General features: G+C 42.5%; 19 protein-coding genes. 11 read left to right on the top strand and 8 right to left on the bottom strand.

Translation table 11 applies throughout. From position 1 onward, the window contains the following. Window positions 1-11: 11 nt before the first annotated feature. From P5V12_RS08000 to P5V12_RS08010, 3 genes are read left to right on the top strand one after another with little or no spacing between them, the layout of a single operon-like run. Window positions 12-1259: a type III PLP-dependent enzyme gene (locus P5V12_RS08000; protein WP_316956826.1), complete on the top strand. Its 1248-nt coding sequence runs from the start codon at window positions 12-14 to the stop codon at window positions 1257-1259. Window positions 1260-1263: 4 nt separating this feature from the next. Further along, complete coding sequence (locus tag P5V12_RS08005; protein WP_316956827.1) at window positions 1264-1749, top strand: GNAT family N-acetyltransferase; 486 nt, start codon at window positions 1264-1266, stop codon at window positions 1747-1749. A 17-nt stretch (window positions 1750-1766) separates the two neighbouring features. Next, a complete protein-coding gene (locus P5V12_RS08010; protein WP_316956828.1) occupies window positions 1767-2960 on the top strand; it encodes an MFS transporter in 1194 nt (397 codons plus the stop codon). Between the two features lie 49 nt (window positions 2961-3009). On the opposite strand, the gene P5V12_RS08015 is transcribed toward P5V12_RS08010, so the two are convergent. The 3 genes from P5V12_RS08015 to P5V12_RS08025 all read right to left on the bottom strand — a co-directional run bounded on the left by P5V12_RS08015 (window position 3010) and on the right by P5V12_RS08025 (window position 5636). After that, window positions 3010-3921, bottom strand: coding sequence for an SAM-dependent methyltransferase (locus tag P5V12_RS08015; RefSeq protein ID WP_316956829.1), 912 nt, complete (start codon window positions 3919-3921; stop codon window positions 3010-3012). A gap of 29 nt (window positions 3922-3950) precedes the next feature. Then, window positions 3951-4562: a hypothetical protein gene (locus P5V12_RS08020; protein WP_316956830.1), complete on the bottom strand. Its 612-nt coding sequence runs from the start codon at window positions 4560-4562 to the stop codon at window positions 3951-3953. A gap of 246 nt (window positions 4563-4808) precedes the next feature. Next, window positions 4809-5636, bottom strand: coding sequence for an AraC family transcriptional regulator (locus tag P5V12_RS08025; protein WP_316956831.1), 828 nt, complete (start codon window positions 5634-5636; stop codon window positions 4809-4811). 175 nt (window positions 5637-5811) lie between these two features. On the opposite strand from P5V12_RS08025, the gene P5V12_RS08030 reads away from it, so the two are divergent. Next, window positions 5812-6621, top strand: a complete 810-nt coding sequence (locus tag P5V12_RS08030) for a hypothetical protein (protein ID WP_316956832.1) — start codon at window positions 5812-5814, stop codon at window positions 6619-6621. Window positions 6622-6659: 38 nt separating this feature from the next. Here P5V12_RS08030 and P5V12_RS08035 read toward each other — a convergent pair whose 3' ends face one another. Next, the gene (locus tag P5V12_RS08035; RefSeq protein WP_316956833.1) at window positions 6660-7175 is read right to left on the bottom strand and encodes a hypothetical protein; all 516 of its coding nucleotides are present in this window, start codon (window positions 7173-7175) and stop codon (window positions 6660-6662) included. A gap of 315 nt (window positions 7176-7490) precedes the next feature. Between P5V12_RS08035 and P5V12_RS08040 the strand changes: the two genes are divergently transcribed. The 3 genes from P5V12_RS08040 to P5V12_RS08050 all read left to right on the top strand — a co-directional run bounded on the left by P5V12_RS08040 (window position 7491) and on the right by P5V12_RS08050 (window position 9692). Continuing rightward, window positions 7491-8750, top strand: coding sequence for a glycoside hydrolase family 19 protein (locus tag P5V12_RS08040; RefSeq protein ID WP_316956834.1), 1260 nt, complete (start codon window positions 7491-7493; stop codon window positions 8748-8750). 311 nt (window positions 8751-9061) lie between these two features. After that, window positions 9062-9490: a hypothetical protein gene (locus P5V12_RS08045; RefSeq protein ID WP_316956835.1), complete on the top strand. Its 429-nt coding sequence runs from the start codon at window positions 9062-9064 to the stop codon at window positions 9488-9490. After that, on the top strand, window positions 9468-9692 hold the full coding sequence (locus tag P5V12_RS08050; protein WP_316956836.1) for a hypothetical protein: 225 nt from the start codon (window positions 9468-9470) through the stop codon (window positions 9690-9692). The genes P5V12_RS08045 and P5V12_RS08050 overlap by 23 nt, the downstream gene beginning before the upstream one ends. Window positions 9693-9753: 61 nt before the next feature. Here P5V12_RS08050 and gap read toward each other — a convergent pair whose 3' ends face one another. Further along, window positions 9754-10749 (bottom strand): type I glyceraldehyde-3-phosphate dehydrogenase, encoded by a 996-nt coding sequence (gene gap / locus P5V12_RS08055; protein WP_316956837.1) that lies wholly within the window; start codon window positions 10747-10749, stop codon window positions 9754-9756. 429 nt (window positions 10750-11178) lie between these two features. Between gap and P5V12_RS08060 the strand changes: the two genes are divergently transcribed. The 4 genes from P5V12_RS08060 (at window position 11179) to P5V12_RS08075 (ending at window position 15242) form a co-directional block, all read left to right on the top strand. Then, on the top strand, window positions 11179-11919 hold the full coding sequence (locus tag P5V12_RS08060) for a TetR/AcrR family transcriptional regulator (RefSeq protein ID WP_316956838.1): 741 nt from the start codon (window positions 11179-11181) through the stop codon (window positions 11917-11919). Next, on the top strand, window positions 11907-13253 hold the full coding sequence (locus tag P5V12_RS08065; protein WP_316956839.1) for an AarF/ABC1/UbiB kinase family protein: 1347 nt from the start codon (window positions 11907-11909) through the stop codon (window positions 13251-13253). Before P5V12_RS08060 ends, P5V12_RS08065 begins: the two co-directional genes overlap by 13 nt. Window positions 13254-13429: 176 nt before the next feature. Continuing rightward, entirely contained in the window at window positions 13430-14593 is a 1164-nt protein-coding gene (locus tag P5V12_RS08070; protein WP_316956840.1) for an alpha/beta hydrolase, read from the top strand. A gap of 163 nt (window positions 14594-14756) precedes the next feature. Next, window positions 14757-15242, top strand: a complete 486-nt coding sequence (locus P5V12_RS08075; protein WP_316956841.1) for a bacteriohemerythrin — start codon at window positions 14757-14759, stop codon at window positions 15240-15242. A gap of 55 nt (window positions 15243-15297) precedes the next feature. On the opposite strand, the gene P5V12_RS08080 is transcribed toward P5V12_RS08075, so the two are convergent. From P5V12_RS08080 to P5V12_RS08090, 3 genes are all read right to left on the bottom strand, one after another. Next, a complete protein-coding gene (locus P5V12_RS08080) occupies window positions 15298-16014 on the bottom strand; it encodes a hypothetical protein (protein WP_316956842.1) in 717 nt (238 codons plus the stop codon). An 18-nt stretch (window positions 16015-16032) separates the two neighbouring features. Further along, entirely contained in the window at window positions 16033-18138 is a 2106-nt protein-coding gene (locus P5V12_RS08085; RefSeq protein ID WP_316956843.1) for a serine/threonine-protein kinase, read from the bottom strand. 1249 nt (window positions 18139-19387) lie between these two features. Further along, the gene (locus P5V12_RS08090; RefSeq protein WP_316956844.1) at window positions 19388-20401 is read right to left on the bottom strand and encodes a rhomboid family intramembrane serine protease; all 1014 of its coding nucleotides are present in this window, start codon (window positions 20399-20401) and stop codon (window positions 19388-19390) included. Between the last annotated feature and the right edge of the window lie 36 nt (window positions 20402-20437).

Consider the following 20437-nt stretch of genomic DNA (forward strand, 5'->3'; position numbering starts at 1 on the left):
AGGAAAAAATTATGATTTCAGCAGCAATGAAAGAGGCGTTGACCTTGGCCGACGAAGACCGTCTTATTTACGATCTTGGTGGTATACAACAACAATATGACCAAATACACAACGCGTTACCTGAAGTGGATATTCGTTTTGCCATGAAGGCTGGGCCGGTCGATCAGATTGTTCGGTGTTTAAGGCGCAAGGGGGCGGGCTTCGATGCAGCCAGTCCAAATGAAATTATTCAGGCGCTGAGTAACGGTGCGGATATACATCGTGTTCATTATGGCAATACCATTAAATCCGACCAGCAGATTTTACATGCGTACTGGTTGGGGATCAGAGACTTTGCCACAGATTCGATGGAGGATGTGTCTGCCATCGCCAGAAATGCGCCCGGTGTTAATGTATTTTGTCGTTTGTCGACAACCGGTAGCGGTGCGTTATGGGGGTTAAGCAAAAAGTTTGGCTGTTCCCAAGAGCAGGCAATTCAGGTCATGCTGAAAGCCAAAACGTTGGGCGTTAATCCGGCCGGGTTGTCGGTTCATATTGGTTCCCAGCAAATGCAGGCTTCCTCCTGGGATGAGACCTTTTTGGTTTTGGAAGAAACGGTGGGCCAGTTAAGGCAACAGGGAATTATGCTGGAGTATATTAACTTGGGTGGCGGTTTACCTGCGTTGGGTTATCTGGATAAAACCGGGTCGCCTTTAACCCCATCGCTCAACTGTATTTTTCAGGCTATGCAGCAGGGAATGGCGCGGTTGAATAGTGTTGCCGGAAAACAACTTAAGTTTATTGTCGAGCCAGGCCGATTTATGGTGGCTGATCAGGGCGCAATTCGAGCGCATGTTTCCCGATTAACGTTACGTAAACAACTGGATGGCAGTCATCAGTACTGGTTATATCTAAGTTGCGGAAAATTTAATGGATTATACGAAACCGATGAGTTGCGTTATCGATTGGTTTTTCCACATCACAGCGATCAAAAAATGTTACCGGCTGTTGTTGCCGGACCAACTTGTGACAGCGATGATGTATTTTGTTTTAAGCACAATTTAATTGACGTGCCAGCGTCGATTCAATCGGGCGATCCGGTGTGGGTGTTGTCTTGCGGTGCCTATGCTTCAAGTTACTCAACACAAGGCTTTAACGGATTTGCGCCTTTACCTATCTCCTTTACTCAGTTACCCATTGTTACTCAGGACACCTCATCGGTTCCGTCATCTCTGCAGTCTCCATTTGTTAGTGAACAATATGCTGCGAGTGTGGGGTAATGGTATGAGTTGGGATATACAACCAATGTACAAAAAATATTGGCCTGGCATAGCGATGCTGGAAACGAAGGCTTACCCGACAGACTTGGTGGAAGGTGAATCTGCTTTAGCAAGAAAAACTCTGGTGTATCCACCGGGATGTTTTGTTGCAAAAAAAGCGGATGATGTTGTGGGTTATCTGATTGCGTACCCGTTTCCTCGGGGAGAGATTCCACATCTGACTGACCGTGGACAAATCGATGAGCGTTTCAATCTGCATCTTCACGATATTGTGGTGGCGACGTCATATCGTCAGCAGGGTGTGGCAAAAGGCTTGTTATCTAATGCACTTTCTCAAGCAAAGCAAAATGGCTTTTTAACCGCCTCTCTGGTGTCTGTGAATAACTCAAAAAAATACTGGCAGCAGCAAGGTTTTAGTTTGGAAAAACAAGCATCTAAAAGTTTGGGTTACGGCAGTAATGCTTATTACATGACCTTAACCTTACAATAAATCATTCGGAATATTTTATGAAATTTCAATCAATTAGTGGCCGGTATAGACGGACACATTATTCAATTTTATTGCTTTTCCTTATTTTGGGGATGAACGCTGCAACCTGGGCGTCGCGTATTCCTCAATTAATGGATGCAATGAGCATTAATACCGCGCAAATGGGGATGGTTCTACTTGCATGTGGTATTGGGGCAGTGGTTTCCTTCCCGCTTATTGCGTTTTCTTTAAACCGGTGGGGGAGTCATATCGTCTGTTATTTTGCCGTAGCAACCTTAGCGTTATTGCTCAGCGGCTTGGCGTTTGTGAATAGCTTTTATGTCGGCATTATTTGGATGTTTCTCGAAGGCGTTGCCTGTGCATTCCTCAACGCGGCCATGAACTCACAGGGAGCGCGTTTGGAAGAGGTGACGGAGAGCAAACGGATGTCGATTTTGCATGCCGCATTTAGCTTTGGTTTACTCGCGTCAGCACTGTTTTCTTCTTTTGTTGTCTATTTCTTTTCGGATTTGTTAATTCATTTTTCCTCAGTGGCCCTGCTAATGATTGTGTTGATTTTTGGCGTTCGAGGGCTTTTGCCACAAAAACCAAGTTCAGAGCAGCGTGTTTCTCCCTCAGAGAAATCCGCTTTTAGCGCTGTATTGGGATTGGGAGCAGTGATGTTCTTTGGCACTATCGTAGAGGGGGCGATGAATGACTGGTCAGCGTTGTATCTTGCTCGCGAAGTGGAAGCCTCCGCGTTTTTGATGCCTTTTGGTATTGCAATTTTTTCCCTTTCGATGGTAATAGGCCGATTGTTTTCCGATAGAATTCGTGATCGTATTGACGATCATACGATGATTTCAGCTGGGTGTTTTATTGCCGCGATCGGTTTATTGGTTGGTGTTAGCCTAGGCACGTTGTATTCGGCGCTCATCGCTTTTGCCTTAGTCGGTTTGGGGATGGCACCAGTCACACCCTGTGTCTACGCTGCAGCGGCAAAACGAAGCGCGTTTGTGCTGACAACTGTTGCCTCAATGGGGACAGCAGGCTTTCTTGCTGGGCCTCCGGTGATTGGTTTTATCTCCGGTGCCTCTTCCATTAAATACGGTATGCTCTGCGTTGCTTTGTGCGCGGCTATGGGGTGTGTATCGGTTTTAATACTGAGGTTGAGTGAATCGAACAGTAGGGGATTTTGGTTTGTCAGGGAAGCATCGGATTCGACAACATAAAAAGCGTTAGACATAACCACCCGGTGTAGCTGGGTGGTTTTTCTCTATATTAGTTTGCTTGCCCTTTGGGGGAGGCGGTTATCATATGAAGGCGAAATACGTCATTATTGAAGCGTCGTAAATAGCCATACAGACAAAGCGAGAAATTCTTTACATACTTCGCGTTGGTAAGGTGACATAAAAATCCTTTATTGTCTTCCAGTGCACGCAACCACTGGTCGTGAACGGTTATCCAATAATTTTGTATTGGAATCTGATCAATGTTTTCTAGCTGCAGGCCGGCATTATCGATTAACTGCAGTTCTTCATGAAGTGTTCGATACTTACCTGTGAAACCGTAAATGGCATTAGCCAAACATCTTGGTTTGTTCTTTTTGGGGGCGTGGGTTGAATGAGTAAAGTGAAGTTCTTTAATGACCAGCTTTCCATCCGGCTTTAACAGGCGTTTACATTTTTCAAAGAAACCTTGTGCATCGGCCAGGTTAACAACGGCTTCATCGGCATAGATCGCATCGTAGATTTCATCCTCAGGTAGTTCTTGCCAATGCTGAAAACGAATATCAGCCTGAACCCGATTTTCTTTTACCCTTTGTTCCGCATAGATGTATTGCTCCGGGACAGTGGTAATACCAACACCCTCAACGCCGAATTGCTTACAAAAATAGCTAATTGGCCCACCCCAACCGCAACTGACATCAAGTATCCGGTCCCCTTTTTTCAGCTGCATTTTTTTGGCAAAGATATTTAATTTGTTTTCTTGTGCCTGAGTAATTGTGCTGGCACCGTGCCAGACAGAGCAGGAATAGGTGTGCCATTGTCCTCCAACGATGGTGGTGAAAAAGTGTGGGTTTGGTACAAAGCGTGGAGAGTTGGTTTCGGATTTGTCTCGTTGACTGTATCTAGGATACAGATGTTGTGGCTTGTGGGGCGTAGTCATAATACGTTCAAAAACACCCTGCATTTCTCTACTCCTCAGCTCAGTAATTATTATTAAAAACGATCTATGCCAAAATAGGGATGAGATTCTTCCGGAAGAATTGAAATATCAATAAACTTTCTAAATTGTGTTTTGGTCGGAATGATAAAAACACTGGTCATGGTTACCAACTCCCGTCCATCGTAATTCATCAGTACGCTGTCCACTTCTATCAATCTTCCAAGGCGTCTACGAACACGGCCTTTACCGTGAATGATTTTGCCAATATGAACTTTACCTAGCCATCTAACTTTACAGGAGACGGACAGGGCGTAGGCGTCAAACGCATCAAACACCGCGTAAGCGCTGAGTTCGTCGAGAAGAGAAATTGCAATGCCGCCATGCAGTATGTTGGGATAGCCTTCAAATTGACGCTTACTTTTCCAGTCACAACAGACGCCGCCTCGTTCATTTCGATGAAACTGTACTTGTAACCCATCTGGATTAAACTTTGACGAAACGAAGCCTTTGAATATATCTGAAGTGGTGCCTGGAGGGACGATAAGTTTGCCTTTGACACCCAGTGAATGCACACGGTTTTGGTTGCGTAGTTTGAGTGATCGGAAAAAGAAGGAAACAGAAAGCGTTATCAGGTGTATGTATGAAAATAATGAGCGGAATAACACAGTGAACCTTCCTTATTGCGATAGAGACTATTCATGTCGAGCCAGGTAATTAATGCCCGATTTTTTTGAATAAGACCAGAAGAGGGATTGTTCCTTGTGTTTCTTTCTTTGTCAAAGAATCAAAATGAATACTTGAGGTTTAATCGCAAAAAAACACTATGTTATAAGTGTCTAATGTAGATATATCTATTTAGGGTAGATTAAAAAATAAATATCGCGACAATATGATTTATTTTGCGCAGTAAATTAAGCTAACGTTCGCGATTGTTTTATCCATTGGCTTGGAGTGTGTTGGTAGCGCTTTTTAAAGCTGCGGGATAATGAGCTGGCCGTAGCATATCCTGTTTTTTCCGCCACTAATTCTAGTGATATGCCCTGTTTTAATAGGTTTTTCGCTTGTGATAGGCGGATTTTCGCTAAATACATATTAGGTGTGTCGCTTAATACTTCATGAAAGCATTTGCAAAAGCTGGCGCGGGACATGCCAGCCAAGTTGGCAAGTTTTTCCAGTGTCCAATTTTCTTCGTAATTTTGATGAATGGCCAATAAGGCTTTGGCAAGTTTGGGGTGAGAAAATCCTGCCAGGGCTTGTGTGCTGATTTTTCCCTGTTCAATTAAAAGTCTGAGGGTTTTGACTATCAGTATTTCAATGACGCGATCACAGATAAATTTGTCGCCAAAACCTGTATTTTTTGATTCTGTTTCAATAAGTGCCAATGTTGGTGATAGCTGGTTAAGATCATCTAACTCAATACACACTACATCGGGTAGGAGTTGGATTATCGGGTGTTGGGTATTAATAATTTTAAACGATGCACATTGCAGCTCTGCACCGCAGGAGACGGGCGTTAGGCTGTGAGTTAATGGCCGGATGTACAAGGTTAAAGTCGGTTTGCTCAGGTGGATGGTTTTATGTTTCGGTGACTGAAATCGAATGCTGCCTTGTTTTAATACATGAATAAAACTGAATCCAGTTTTGGCATCGTAGATTGCTGAATGATTGAGTTGGCCACTCTGAATAATCCTGGCAGATAACTCAATATCATTCAGTAGATGATCGATTAGTTCAGTCATTATTGTAGACCTTGAGTATTTTCATTTAGACGATGTATCAATTGTTACTCTGAGCGCTGTGAGACGATGTTCATACTGTCGACGAGGACGTGTGGTTCCCACCAAACTCTTAAGTTGAAAGACTGGGTCGACAGAAATTAGTTCCGTCATTTATTGGTTTTATGGAGATTGCAGCATGTTAAAGAAAATATTTTTCTTAGCGGTTACATTGATGTTTAGTAGTCAAAGCTTTTCGGATTTTTCGACACCGAATTATGCTTTTCCTGTCGATGCAGTATTTAAACATCATTACCTGGAAGTGGTATCGCAGAAAGTGTTTCACGGGGACGATTTCCCGTCTGAGCCTATTTACGAGCGAATTTCAACGGGACATGTTCCTGCATCCAGAACGCTGGAAGGTCGGACACCTAAGCCTTCTGGTAAAACGGTTCAGGTGATGTCGTTTCGTTTTCGGTCCAATAATTATTTTACAGACAATAGCAATGCGCACTTTTTCATTGGTTTACGTGGAAAATATGTGCACATACCTTTTAGTAATGAAGATGCCCGCTTGAATGCATCATATAATTATCGCGGTCTGATTATTGGTGGCCTGACTATGCACCCGAGCCCTGATGCATGTAAATACGGTACAATCAGTCAAGTTGAGCACGCCTACCGAAACGTTACCAATCCCAATGGCAACCCGCTTCCTCTGCCTCGTCAGTTATACCCGAATACTTGTACATCTTTATCAGATAATACCTGGTATAGCGTGGTGGTTAAATCTCATGAAACCTGGATTTCGTATCAGATAAAAGATACCTGGGGAAATTTGGTCGGGTATCGATTTCAGTCCATTCCTATTGGGGAAGGTAATGACACTTCTGTGTTTGGCAATCCACAATACTTTGATAGCTGGCTAATTGGTGAAGCAATAGCGCATGGTAATCCTCCTGCAAGTTGGTCTACGGAAATAAAAGGTTTGCGCGTGTGGTGGATTTGATTAGGGCACAAACTTGGCCTCTACAATGAGGCCAAGTGCTAACACTGTTTTTGCTGATGGGCTATTTGGGCAAACTCGGCAAGTAACTTATCTGCTTCCTCTTCAATAAATTCATATGCACCATAGATTTCAAATAATTCATCCGCCGTTTTTAATGGTTGCGCCAAGTTAGCGATAGCCGGAATATTTGCGTGAACCATAAATGGGATAAGAAACAAATATTTATTTTCTAAATGCAGATCATATTTACGAATTGCTTCATTCGGCCAGTTGATATGAGTATGGAAGCTTTTATGAAAATAATCGGGCGGTATATATAGCAGAGCATTGCAGTTGGCGGCTTTTGTTAATGCGGTTTTTTGATGTGAAAAAATAAGAGCAAAGGCGGCATGCCATGGGGTAGCCTTTTTTTCGTTGTACAAATAGAGTGGATTTATGGCTGCACCACAGCCAATACCTGAGTGGATATCAAGTACAGAAAGCAGACCACATAGTTGATTTTGACTGATGGTGAGTTGTTCTGGTGAAACTTCGCTTACACCAGCAAAATACATGAAGTGCCATTCGTTTTCCGTCAGGCCGTTGATCACCGAGCGCTCGATCATAGATACCCGCTTTTTGTTCTTGCTTATTAAAAGTCTAGCATCTGTATGGTTATTAGCTTGCCTATTCTCTGTAATATTTATTTGGCTCTGGAGACAGTAAAAATTTGAACATGCTGTACATGTTGAAGGTTACACGGTAAGGTTTGTCAGCCGTAACGGTTTATATTCTAAATGGTAATTTATCCGTGGGCTGCTTTTTTCTTTTTTGAATATATTTCTATTCGTTTATCCAAAACCAATAACAATAAGCTACGAGGTATAACGATGTTCCGAATAAATAATGATTTTTTTTCTCGACAGAAAAAGATCGCCGTTTTTGCTACGGGCCTTTTTTCTGTAATGACTTTTTCGCCTCTGGTGAATGCTGTTGATTGCACAGGCGTAAGCAATTGGTCAGCATCGGCTGTGTATACTGGCGGTCAGGAAGTGGTGCATACCAACTCCAAGTACCAAGCCAGATGGTGGAATCAAAATGCTAATCCGTCTGATAACTCGGGCCCTTGGCAGGTGTGGAATAATCTGGGTGTATGTGGCTCCAGTACCAGTAGTTCATCATCCAGTTCTTCTTCAAGTTCTTCCAGTAGTTCGTCGAGTTCATCATCCAGCTCTTCATCAAGTTCGTCTTCCTCTTCTAACGGAGGCTCCAGTAACTGCGCTGCGTATTCTCCGGGTGCGACGTATGCCGTTGGCGATAAGGTAACGAACGCGGGCGGGAATTATGAGTGTACCGTTGCCGGTTGGTGTTCCTCTGGCTCTGCTGCGTATGAGCCTGGCGTTGGTTGGGCCTACCAATACGCCTGGACCGATATTTCAGCAGCACAGTGTGGTAGTTCAAGTGGCTCGTCATCATCCAGTAGCTCTTCCAGTTCCAGCAGTTCTTCTTCAAGTTCTGGCGGTACCACGGGTGGGTTTTCCGATGTAGTGAGTTCAGCGCAGTTTGATCAGATGTTCCCGAATCGGAATCCGTTCTATACCTATCAAGGTTTAGTTGAGGCGGCAGCTTTTTATCCTGAGTTCGCTGGCACCGGCGATATAGCCATGAGAAGGCGTGAAGCGGCTGCTGCGATGGCTAACTTTGCCCACGAAACAGGAAACTTGGTTTACATTAACGAAATTGCCGGTGGTACATACTGTTCTGGAACCAGCACACCTTGTGGTGTGTGCGCATCCGGTAAGCAGTATCATGGCCGTGGGCCTATTCAGTTAAGTTGGAACTACAACTACTGTTCAGCGGGTCAAGCGTTGGGAATTGATTTATGGGGTAACCCTGACTTGGTCGCACAAGATCCCGCTGTTGCATGGAAAACCGCGCTTTGGTATTGGATGACGCAAAATGGACCCGGCACGATGCCTGCGCATCAATGTATCGTGGGCAATAATGGGTTCGGTTGTACCATTCGTTCAATTAATGGTGCGTTGGAATGCAATGGTGGTAACCCATCTCAGGTTCAGAGTCGGATTAATTCTTTTAATAACTTTAAAGCAATTCTTGGTACAACATCTGTTGGTGCTGATAGTTGCTAATTTCTATAAGCGCCTTCTTTAGAGAGGGCGCTATCAAGCTTAATACTTTTTCCTAAAGTTAAATTGTTAGTACATTTGATTATTTTTCCTGTTTAATTTCTTCTCGATCTTCAAAGAAACTATAGCTATATCTATTTTGGTTAGTTTTTTCTGAACTATATAGATACGACAAGGTAGGCTGTACATTAAATCATGATGTATGAAACTGGAGTAGCTTGGTTGGTCGAAGCTTTAGAATAATAATTCGTGTTGAATATTGATGTTTGTTAGAATCAGTTACGTATTATTATATTCATAGGAAGGATTTGTGGATGAACTCAATAGTAAAATTTGCTTCAATTGGATACGTTGTTCTTGTCTTGGTTGGGTGTAAAAGTGATAGCATGGATTCGTGTGTAGAAGGAGACTACTATCCGCAGTATGTTGTTACTTCACTGAAAGCGGATGTTCATGCTGAAAATACTCTCTGGAGAGATGGGGATGTAGCGTTTGATCCAAAGCTATTGGTTATTGAGCTTAATGGAAATAAGGAGGTTGTTATCACGCAAAATAGTAAAATTGAGTCAAAGTTAGAGTTTTCTCTGTTCCCAAAGGCTTATGCCTGTTCATCGGTTTTACCATACAGCAATCAGGTTGTGACAGGGTTTTCTATTACAAGTAATACTGATTATTCGGCTCAGTTCCTTGCTGGAAATGAGTTGGCTGGGGTTTTTAAAGTTGATTTCAGTTATTACAAATAAATACCCTAATCTTGGTGAGAATATAATAGAGTTTGTGGCCAATGAAAATACAATTTCTCTGGGAATGCGTATAGTTCCTATTGAATTTCCAGAGACAAGTCCATTGAATTTAACTTTAAATATTTCTTTAGATGATGGGAGAGTCTTTGAATTTTCTACTGGAAATATTGAGTTTGATTTTGGTACGACAAGTATGCAATAGCATTTTATGCAGGCATAAAAAAACCCAGCATATGCTGGGTTTTTTTATCGGAGCTAGAAGCTTACTTGCTAATATGTACAGCAAGGTCCAATACTTTATTGGAGTAACCGATTTCGTTGTCGTACCAAGATACAACTTTAACGAATTTATCAGTAAGCGCTACACCAGCGTCTGCATCGAATACAGAAGTTTGAGTTTCACCGATAAAGTCTTGAGAAACTACAGCGTCTTCTGTGTAACCTAGGATGCCTTTAAGCTCGCCTTCAGAAGCGGCTTTCATAGCAGCTTTAATTTCTTCGTATGTTGCAGCTTCTTTAAGGTTAACAGTTAGGTCAACAACAGAAACGTTAGCAGTTGGTACACGGAAAGCCATACCAGTTAGTTTGCCATTTAGTTCTGGAAGTACAACACCTACAGCTTTAGCAGCACCAGTTGAAGATGGGATGATGTTCTGAGAAGCACCACGACCACCACGCCAGTCTTTAGCAGAAGGACCGTCTACAGTTTTTTGAGTTGCTGTAGTAGCGTGAACAGTAGTCATTAGACCAGATTCGATGCCCCACTTGTCGTTCAATACTTTAGCAACTGGAGCCAAGCAGTTTGTAGTACAAGAAGCGTTAGAAACGATCTCCTGACCAGCATAAGATTCGTGGTTAACGCCCATAACGAACATTGGAGTTGCGTCTTTTGATGGACCAGTAAGAACAACTTTTTTCGCACCAGCTTCAATGTGCTTACGTGCAGTTTCGTCAGTTAGGAAAATACCAGTTGCTTCAGCAACTACGTCTACACCAATGTCACCCCATGCTAGGTCAGCTGGGTTACGTTCAGCAGTTACACGTACTTTTTTGCCGTTAACAATTAAGCTATTACCATCCACTTCAACGGTACCGTTGAAACGACCATGAGTAGAGTCGTACTTTAACATGTAAGCCATGTATTCAACGTCGATCAAGTCGTTGATGCCAACAACTTCAATGTCATCACGCTCACAAGAAGCACGGAAAACAAAACGGCCAATTCGGCCAAAACCATTAATACCTAGTTTGATGGTCATGGTATTAGAATCCCCTATATTAGGTGTGTGATTGGAGCTAAAAAATTCGGTCGCTAATGTACAGTAATAGAACCAAACGTCAACCTTAGTATGGGGGCAAGTTGCGTAGAATCAACTGCAGAATACTCAAAGATAATATGGTTGGTTTTAGTCATGTACGCGTCGGCGGCAATTATACCCGAGCCCAGGTAATCATGGGGCTAGCCCTGAGCATACTTTGACCCATCGCAAGTCTCTTTGTTAGCAGCCGTATCTATTTCACTGGCTGTTTAACGGCCCTCCTAAGAAGCAGGGCTATAAGCATGAAACAAGGTCGTCCTAATGGTGAAATTTATCATTTTTTTCTTGTTAAACGATACTGGCTATCTATTAATGTTTGAAAAAATCGCACCTAAAGGATAGTATGTATATAAATTAAGGAGGTGGCTGATGAAAGTATCAAGAGAGCAAAAAGAGAAAACCCGCCGGCTCATTGTCGATACGGCTATAGACATGTTCGTTGAGAAAGGAATTGATAAGGCAACGATGAAAGGAATTGCCCGTAAGGCGGGAATAGGGGATGCGACTATCTACAAGTATTTCCCGAGCAAAGAAAAGCTGATTCTGGGGTACTACAAGCTTAAAGCTGATGACACCCTGGCGGAGCTCTGGGAAGAAGAGATTGATGAGTATAGCCTGAGGGAGAAGCTCCAACTATTAGTCGACATCTATCTGCAGCAACTGCTCCCGGATCGGGAGTTTGTGGCATCCTCTGCCAAGTATATTCTTACTTCTCAGTCGTTTATGTGGCAGGAAGTTGCACCCATTCGGCAGGAGTTCGCGCCAATTATCAATCGATTTCTGGATGAAGCAGAGTTTGATCAGGAGATTCCAGCCTTTCCATTTCGTGGAGCATTGGTTGGGTTGATGAATGAATTTCTAATTGGGGTTTTACTGTACTGGATTAAAGATGACTCAGAAGAGTTCAGTAATACGACACAAATGGTGGATATGTCATTAAACCTTGGAGTAAATATTCTACAAAGTGGTATTGCTAATCAGTTGATGGATTTTGTTGGCTTTTTTGTTAAGCGTCATCTATTTCAATTTATCCAAAATGGTGGGCATATGTTTCGCGGTTTTGCCGACAAGATGAATTCAATGGAGGCGGAGAATACATGGGAAAAGTAAGCGATAAAAGCACGTTACCTGAGCGTAGATTTGCTCGGGGAATGATTGCGGGTGTCGGTGCAGCAAAAACCGGTGTTAAGCACCTGAGTTATGTCAGCCGCGTGGCCTTAAGTGCGCCTGAACGGCGCGAGGCGTTGAAACTTTCTCATGAAAAAGACCTGGGGCGACTTGTTTTTTCCGTGCTGAGCCAGTTGCGGGGGACGGCATTAAAAATATCTCAAATTCTGAGTACCGAAGCCGAGTTTTTGCCTGAAGGAGTAAGGTCTGAATTGGCTAAAGCCTGTTATGAAGTGCCTGCCCTTAACCGAGCGCATATTCGAAAAGTTTTTGTTCAGGAGTTTGGTCATTCCGCTAGTCATTTATTTCACACATTTGAAGCGGATGCTTTTGCTGCGGCTAGTATTGGTCAGGTGCACAAGGCTACTGTTGTTATTAACGATGAATATGTGCCTGTGGCAGTGAAAGTTCAGTATCCCGGTGTTGCTACTGCAATTGCCAGTGATATTTCATTATTGAAGGGATTGCTAAAAACTCTGGCTACCACCACCAGCTATGTCCCCAAAAAAGAGGTGTTAGATCATTTGCTCAAGGAGGTGGAAACACGCTTGTATGAAGAGGTGGATTATACGCTGGAAGCTAAGCAGACGGAGTGGTTTAAGAAAAAGCTGAGTGCTGAAAAATATTGTATTCCTCAAATCTATTCCGAATACAGTGGACAGAGAGTATTAACAACGGAATTTGTTCATGGAAAACATCTGAAAGAATGGTTGGCAACCAATCCAAGTCAGTCCGATAGAAATCACTTTGGTCAATTATTGTTTGATTATTTTCATGAAACTTGTTTTGTGCATGGAAAAATTAACGCGGATTTTCATGCGGGTAATTTTCTGTTTATGGCGGATGGTCGTTTAGGTATTTTGGACTTTGGTTTTGTCCGTAGTTTTGATCAAGAATATCGGGGCTTACTCAAGCAACTCTTTCATTCATTTAAAGAGTATCACCTGAATAAGAATGCTCAGGTGCTTCTGGATGGGTTAAAAAAGATCAATATGTTGGCGGTCGACCTGGATGTTGCAACGTTTAATCAATACCTAGAACCAATGATGGCGGAAGTGTGTGAATGGTTTATTGAGCCGTATGTTCATTCTTCATTTGATTTTACCAATATGGTCAGTCATCCAAGTCATACCTTAAATGAAGGCAAAAAATATTCGAGGTTTATGAAGGCATTCAGGGAAGAGCAGTTAAGTTATGATCGGGGATACATGGGCTTAACCAATATTCTTAAGGAAATGAAAGCGGTAGTGAACACACAGTACGCTTTTCTTGAATAATGCGAGCCGGGTATATTCATCTTCCTGAGAACTTGGATATACTCCCTAGATACCTACTGGTTCTCAGGAAACTTATGACGATGGGAAATTCTTTGCCTAAGAAGGCAGCGCTATTCGGACTGAGTTGTATTACGGTCTTTCTTATATCTTGCACGCCTAAGTTTATAAAAAATGGTGTGATTAACGAAATTATCGACTTTGGTCTGGAGCTTCAAGTTGAAGTTGCAAACCCTGACACTTGTGATTCACCTCTCGGCTTAACGTTTTACAGCTATGAGTTAAATCATGTTGTGACCACGCCAGTGTACCTGGAGCAAGTGCAAAACACAGTATTTCGCAGTCATTCCGTGCCGAGTTGGGTTCACGGCTTTTGTGATGAAAACCGGGATATGGTGTTTCAATTGAATGAACCCCATGCTCTGGTTCGCGTTGATCAGTCGATTGAGACGGATGAACCTCTGACCTCAGTATTGCAGCTTCATAGGGAAAAGCCTAATTATCAAGTCGATCAGAAATACGCACGAGTCAATCAATCTCATAATCCTTTTGCGCAGCTATCAGTCAAACAATTTGTATACGAAGCGTCGCCACACCATTCAATCTTTAATGCCGAAGTAATAAAGCTGGGGATGTGGAAGCCTGTCCATTTTGTTCATCAAGGTATGCGGGGGATTTATTCAACCTCTGAAGTAGACACCAATAAACCCGTAATTCTGTTTGTGCATGGGATTAATGATTCCCCACTGACGTTTAATTATTTTGCTGAAAAACTACAGAACGAACATGCCCAGATATGGTTTTACTTTTACCCATCAGGGGAGTCGATAGCCATTAATGGCCGGGAGTTGTTTACGCAAGTAACGCAGTTGCAAAAACGTTATGGTATTCCCAAGATTGATGTTATTGCCCACAGCATGGGAGGGTTAGTGGTGCGAGATTATATTAACCGCTGTAATGTCTATGATAACTGCAACAAGGTGCATTCTTTTACCAGTATCTCAACACCTTGGGGTGGCAATGCGGATGCGACTAAGGGCGCAAGTCGTTCTCCCTTTGTTTTTCCAGTATGGAAAGATATGGCCACAAACAGTCAGTTTTTAACTGAGTTATTTGACCAACCTTACCCATCGCATTTACCTCACTATCTAATGTTTGGTTATCAACCACAAAGCACTTTGGTATTTGAGAGCAATGATGGTGTGGTGACCATTGAAAGCATGCTACAGCCTAAGGCTCAGGAACAGGCTAGACGAGTTATCGGTTATAAGGCCGATCACACAGGTATATTAAAGAATGAAAACGTTGCCGCTCAGTTAATCAAAAATATTCAGCAGGAATAATTTTGGTATTGAGTTCGTTTTCTATCTGCTGCTTGCAAATTTCGTACATTTTTGATGTCGTAAATTTGTTCTACCTGTGCCATGCATACCGAATTTGACGCCCGTCAAAGAGTCTTTTTGCTTACCGTATAGAGTTTGATCAATAGACTTTGAGGTAGGCAAAATGAATACAAACGCAACAGAAGTAAAAGGCGATCTGTTAGTTGAGTGGTCTGATGAGTTGTCCGTTGGTATTGAAGAAATTGACGATCAACATAAGGTGTTGGTGGATCTGTTGAACCAGCTTCATGCTGCAATTCATGAGCGGCGAGGCAACGACGTGGCACTACCGATTTTGAATCGGTTAATTGAATACACGCGCATACATTTTGCTGTGGAAGAAAGTTTGATGCGTATCTTGAATTATCCCGATTTTGAAACACATAAAGAGCATCATGAACAATTAATTGATCAAGTGCTGGAAATGCACCAGAAGGTGATCAAAGACAACAAAAAGCTAGGCTTTGAATTGCTGCACTTTCTAAAAAACTGGCTAACCAAGCACATCATGTCGGAAGATAAACTGTATACCCCACATTTTATTCGATGCGGAGCCAGCACCACACACGACAGAAGCGTGATAGGCAAGCTCTTTCAGTTTTGGAAATAGGCAAAGGCGCGATGAGCATAAACCGGGGGAGGTTGGTTTATGCTCTCTGGGTAAGCTAGTTTAAGCTTGCTAAGTGTTGTTGGCTGTTTGCTTGCGCGATTCTATAGTCACCGTTCTCCATAATGTGGAGAACGAGCTGCATTTCATTCTTCTCTATGGTTGATTTCTTTCCGTCAATAACCAGGTTGGTTTTGATGGGGTAGACGCCTTGAGGCATACCTTGGGGAAGTACAAAGGCAAATGAGTTCTTGAAAGCGCCGCCTTTCTTGGTTTCCTTGTTAACGGTTTTTAGCAGAGTTTTGATTGAACGCTTGGGGTCTTCATTGTCGAAGATTTCTATCCGTTCTTGAATCAGTACCTCTTTTTTATCTCTACCCCGAATTACCTTCAAGTCAGAAACAACCGCGACTTTTTTACCAACTTTTACGACTTGCCCTGGGGTTAAACTGGACTCATAAGAAACCACGGTATTGTCTCTTGGGACACGTTTGTTTTGCTTCTTATAGGCGTTGATTACTGCTTTCTCTTCGCTGGTGGTTTCGCTTTTGTAGTCAATGGCCATGTCGTAAATCATCTTGGCTGCAATACCAATGGCAGCCACTTTTGCTGCAGATTGAAGCTGTTTACGTGACTCGCAGTCTTTTTTGTTATCCGAGTTCTGACATTTGTCGGTTTTAGGTTTGATATTATCTTTTAAGTCTTTAATGCCAAACCCTGTTAGCAAAAAGAAAGACAGAAAAGCGACAGATAGTAGTTGTAATTTTGTTTTCATAACTCGTCCTTATTACGTTTATTCAATTGACCAATCCCGTTTTACTTTTTCTAATGCTGATATCGCGTTTTCCCGCAACTGTATGGCAGGAGTATAGCCGGGCATAAATGCTAAAGCGGATTCCGCATTCGATTGCGCGCAGCTATAATTCTTTTTGCGAAAACACGCCTCACCTTTTTCTAGCACAGCCTGGGCTTTTTCTCTGTTTTTCTCATCCTGAACTTGGGCGAACAGTGCTTTTTGATACAAGGCTTCTGCTGTTGAGTTGTTTGGTTGTATGCGAAGTATTTGTTTTGCGTGTTCTATACTGCATGTATAGTTTTTCTGCTTAAAACAGTTGTCAGCTTGTGTGAACAACTGCTCCAACTCTTGCTTCTGTTTTTGTTCTGCAAGCTGTTGCTGTTCTTTGTGAATCTGGGCTTGTTGAAGTATGCTCAAAGCCTGCTCATGAGCAGCGTCTAGTTCAAGTATTTGCTCCGAATAAGAAATCGCACAATCCAGTGTATTGCTATTCAAGCAGGATTCGGCCTGAATTAATTTGTTATTAATATCCTGCTCGATTTGAAATTGGTTGATGGTGCTCTCTGCTTTTTCCAGCCAGTGTTTTTCCGGGCTTAGTTTTCTCATGTTGATGAGTTCTGCTTCCGCACAGGTGATGCTTTCGTCATTTTTCAGGCAGTTTTCTATTCGACTATATATGGTGGCAATATGGGCTTTCTGATACTGAGTTTCTGCCTGGCTTAGCAGTTGCCTGGCTGAGAAATGATTGGAGTCCATATTTAGCACCGATTTGGCTGCTTCAATGGCGCAACTGTAATTCTGATTTTGATAGCAGCGATCAGCTTTATCCATGGTGCTGTCTACTAAGGCGCTGAGTTCATCAGGAGCAAAATAGTACTGATAGACAAAACCCATAATGATAATAGCTAAGAGAGCGCTGCTGATTTTAAAAACAGGAATGCGTTTTCTATTGGTTAAATGGTTAACAAATTCATCAATATTATTGGTTCGATCTTTTCTTCTTAGCTTAAGTGCCGCGTCTAACGCGTTCCATTGTTGTTTGCTCAAGCCTTCAATGCGATTGGGTTTAAGCCCTTTTTGTAAAGCCTGATCGGCAGGTAGGCGATCATAAGGGTGTTTGCCACAAAGTAATTCGTAAGCAATGATGGCTGCTGCATAGACATCATCGGCAGGGTGAGGCGGTTGTCGCTCAAGCATTTCCAGGCTGGCGTAGGCGGGTGTTAGGGCTCCCAGGCTTCCTGCATCAAAATCTTCTTCGTTATAGGAGTCGTTAGCAATTCTGGCGATACCAAAGTCCAGTACTTTTGCACCGTTTTTATCTATAAAAAGGTTTCCTGGTTTTAAATCGCTGTGAACAATATCCTTGTTGTGAGCATAGGAGAGAGCACTGCAAAACTCAGCAATAATTTTTAGGGCTTCTTCTTTTTCGAGGCCGGTGGTTCGGTGCTGATTTAATACCGTATCCAGCCCCTGACCGTTAAGCAGCTCCATAGTCATGTAAATTGAATCACCATCCCGGTCAAAGTCATGCACATTCACGATATTGGGATGGGAGAGTAAATGCGAGCGACTGGCTTCCCGTTGCAAGGAAATAAAAGCATCCGGGTGGTCTTTGAAGTCATCGCTTAACACTTTCACTGCAACGTAAGGGTTTAAATCCTCGGCTTCGACTTTTCGTAAATCTTTGGCTTTATAAACCGTACCCATTCCACCGGCACCAAGGGTAGACTCCAGAACGAAACGATTATTCAAAACAATTTTGTTATTGGCTAATGCTTTGTCAGCGGCTTTTTTCGCCTTAATAAAGCCTTGACTGTTGTCTCGGTGGGAGCGAATGGCTTCGCCAATGCGGGTAAGTGCATTATCTGCTGGTGCGGCTGTCGATTTTCTCGGTTTATATTGCGTCTTTTGTTCGTCAGCGAGAAGTTTTTCAGTGGAAGTGGATGCCGGGAGTTGCGCGTCTTGTTGCTGAGATTCCACGGGTTTTTTTGCTGCACGATTATTGGCTTGAAACCGTGTTTTTTCGTCAACAGGGGCAGTGGAAGAAGAGCGGGGCTTAATTGTGGTTTTTCCGTCGTCGGCAGACATAGCTTCCTTGTTCAATCCATTTCTCGTCAGGCGAAATCACTTTCTTCAGTAAAAGGTTTATTCGTTTACACCGCAATACTTTCAGAACATATGGCACGGTTTACAGTTGTTTTGTCGCGTAACCTCGGCTCTGTAATATGGCATCGATGAATTTTATTAGAACTCGCGTATGGGGGGATGTCAACCAACCTTTGGCAAGATATTGTAAGGTAATTACTTGGGGTCTGAACAAAATATAGATTGCTTTTAGCTGGTCTGGATGAGCTAAAAAAAGATACTTAAGTACTTGCTGGGGTTGAATCGAAATAGGGGAGGTTAATACATATTCAAGCAAACCCGCGATAAGGTCATGGGTCGAGAGAATGGGTGTCGGGGTGCCCCCGACATGCCCACCACTAGGCAGGTGGCGCAGGCGTTAGGCAATTATGCCGTAACGATAACAGGCAACATGCGAACGCCTTTCAGTTCAGTAAAGCCTTTCCATAACTTAGGCTTTAGTATTCTCTAATATATGCGCTAACTTCGTTTATTACGCATACAAATGTAATGCGGTTTACCGGTAATGCTACTGATTTGTCTGAATCTGGCTTCATTTTGCGCAAAAAGAACAAGGTGTCACGCCTGATTAAACCACGTCTTAGGCCGTTTTTGAATCATAAATTGAAAAATTATAATCCCAGAGCCCAAATTTTGACGTGCTTGCCTGTTTATTGTTGGATCATGTCACGCTGATGGCCTGTTTTTGCCACAAAAGTGTCACGCAGTGTTCAATCGTATGCATTCTTTGCTGGAGACAGAGTGTAAGTGTCTTGCAAGCTTTAATTTGGGGGTTGGCTACTGGTTATATTAAGAGCGAGAGTGTTTTCTGTACGAGAATTTCAGTTTTTACGTTACTTTGGCTGCTTCGATGATGAATAAATTTTTCCTGGAATTTTTCTTTCTACACTGCACCAGCATTTTAAACAAGATACTCGTTCTTTATCTGGTGAGAGTATTACAAAGTTAGGTATATCAATTTCACTCTTTATTAAATCAAAATCAATCTCGTCCACGCTAAGAAAAATGCTGCCGTCATTTCGATCTGGGATAACTCCAGTTTTCCAGTCAAACCGACATTGATTGCTTTCCAAAAGATTAATGATAGGTTGTAGATGTATACATACCGTATCGAACGATGATGACATTTGTCTGTTCTCTTTTTATGTCAGACATGTGCTAGAGAAATAAACTCTAGCACAGTGAATATATATCTAACGCTACTATTTTAAAGGAGAATTTTTCTAAACAATGGTACGTGCATAGCTAATTCTGTTTGTTCTAACAGGTCGATCACTTCTTTATAGTTAAGTTTATTCTCTCTATTGTTGTTTAGTCTGTGTTCCAACCTGAAAAACATGTTTAAAACAGCTTCTTTTAATTGATGTTCGTTACCGTTTTCTTGGTGTCGCTCCATTGCTTTAAGTAATGGGGGCGAGAGTTCTGGTACTAGGTCGTTAATATCTTCTGAAGCTTGGCCTTGGGTATTACTCTGTACTAACGGTTTGTTCGCTACTTTGGTCTGAATAGGATGTGTGTCGATAATACTACTGGGAGTTGCTTGCGCATTGCTCGCCATTTGCTTTGGTTCGGCGCCAGGGGAGGACGGAATGTTATGTTCTTTCACCGTTTGTTTTTTCTTTGCCGATATAAATCGACAATAAATTACAGCACCAATTGCTCCAAGAGCATGACCTATATGGTCAATTTTTCCTATAGCTTCCATGCTGGAAGAAAGTTCCTCATGGGATATGGATCTAAATGTTAGAAACATGGAAACTAGTGAAAGAGTGGCTAAAGCTACAGACCATTCTTTAAAGTCCATTTTTTCGTCATCTGTAAAGTAGCCTGCGAGTAACCCCATTACACCGCCTGACATCCCTGCTGCTGCGGTGCCTGATGGATAAAAAAGCACAGAGGGTGTGGCTGCTATGCAAGCAACAATAAAAACAGCTAAAAAGCGTTTTGTGCCGACACGTCGTTCATAAACAGATAGTAAAGCCAGAAGGTAAACATTAGATGCAAGATGAGAAATATCAAAATGCACAAAACTATGACTGATTAGCTGTAAAGGCAAATAGGTCAAAAGCTCTTTGTGAATACTCAAACAAAGCAGAGTATAGAGGGTGTGGTTGGTTTTTAGGAAGGTGAAATCCGTCATGAACCAAAATAAACCCATAACCAATATGCCAAGCGATAGTGTGCCCACTATCTGCTTACTATTCTCATAGTATGAAGGCATGGGGGCTCTTAGCTGTATTGGTGCTGGCCGAATAAA

The sequence above is a fragment of the Teredinibacter sp. KSP-S5-2 genome, from assembly GCF_032773895.1.
In the GTDB taxonomy this organism is placed as follows: Bacteria; Pseudomonadota; Gammaproteobacteria; order Pseudomonadales; family Cellvibrionaceae.

What these genes read in the sequence shown, in the direction of transcription:
- P5V12_RS08000 (WP_316956826.1), top strand. Translation starts at nt 12, where the DNA reads ATGATTTCAGCAGCAATGAAAGAGGCGTTGACCTTGGCCGACGAAGAC.
- P5V12_RS08005 (WP_316956827.1), top strand. Translation starts at nt 1,264, where the DNA reads ATGAGTTGGGATATACAACCAATGTACAAAAAATATTGGCCTGGCATA.
- P5V12_RS08010 (WP_316956828.1), top strand. Translation starts at nt 1,767, where the DNA reads ATGAAATTTCAATCAATTAGTGGCCGGTATAGACGGACACATTATTCA.
- P5V12_RS08015 (WP_316956829.1), bottom strand. Translation starts at nt 3,921, where the DNA reads ATGCAGGGTGTTTTTGAACGTATTATGACTACGCCCCACAAGCCACAA.
- P5V12_RS08025 (WP_316956831.1), bottom strand. Translation starts at nt 5,636, where the DNA reads ATGACTGAACTAATCGATCATCTACTGAATGATATTGAGTTATCTGCC.
- P5V12_RS08030 (WP_316956832.1), top strand. Translation starts at nt 5,812, where the DNA reads ATGTTAAAGAAAATATTTTTCTTAGCGGTTACATTGATGTTTAGTAGT.
- P5V12_RS08035 (WP_316956833.1), bottom strand. Translation starts at nt 7,175, where the DNA reads ATGTATTTTGCTGGTGTAAGCGAAGTTTCACCAGAACAACTCACCATC.
- P5V12_RS08040 (WP_316956834.1), top strand. Translation starts at nt 7,491, where the DNA reads ATGTTCCGAATAAATAATGATTTTTTTTCTCGACAGAAAAAGATCGCC.
- P5V12_RS08045 (WP_316956835.1), top strand. Translation starts at nt 9,062, where the DNA reads ATGAACTCAATAGTAAAATTTGCTTCAATTGGATACGTTGTTCTTGTC.
- gap (WP_316956837.1), bottom strand. Translation starts at nt 10,749, where the DNA reads ATGACCATCAAACTAGGTATTAATGGTTTTGGCCGAATTGGCCGTTTT.
- P5V12_RS08060 (WP_316956838.1), top strand. Translation starts at nt 11,179, where the DNA reads ATGAAAGTATCAAGAGAGCAAAAAGAGAAAACCCGCCGGCTCATTGTC.
- P5V12_RS08065 (WP_316956839.1), top strand. Translation starts at nt 11,907, where the DNA reads ATGGGAAAAGTAAGCGATAAAAGCACGTTACCTGAGCGTAGATTTGCT.
- P5V12_RS08075 (WP_316956841.1), top strand. Translation starts at nt 14,757, where the DNA reads ATGAATACAAACGCAACAGAAGTAAAAGGCGATCTGTTAGTTGAGTGG.
- P5V12_RS08080 (WP_316956842.1), bottom strand. Translation starts at nt 16,014, where the DNA reads ATGAAAACAAAATTACAACTACTATCTGTCGCTTTTCTGTCTTTCTTT.
- P5V12_RS08090 (WP_316956844.1), bottom strand. Translation starts at nt 20,401, where the DNA reads ATGCCTTCATACTATGAGAATAGTAAGCAGATAGTGGGCACACTATCG.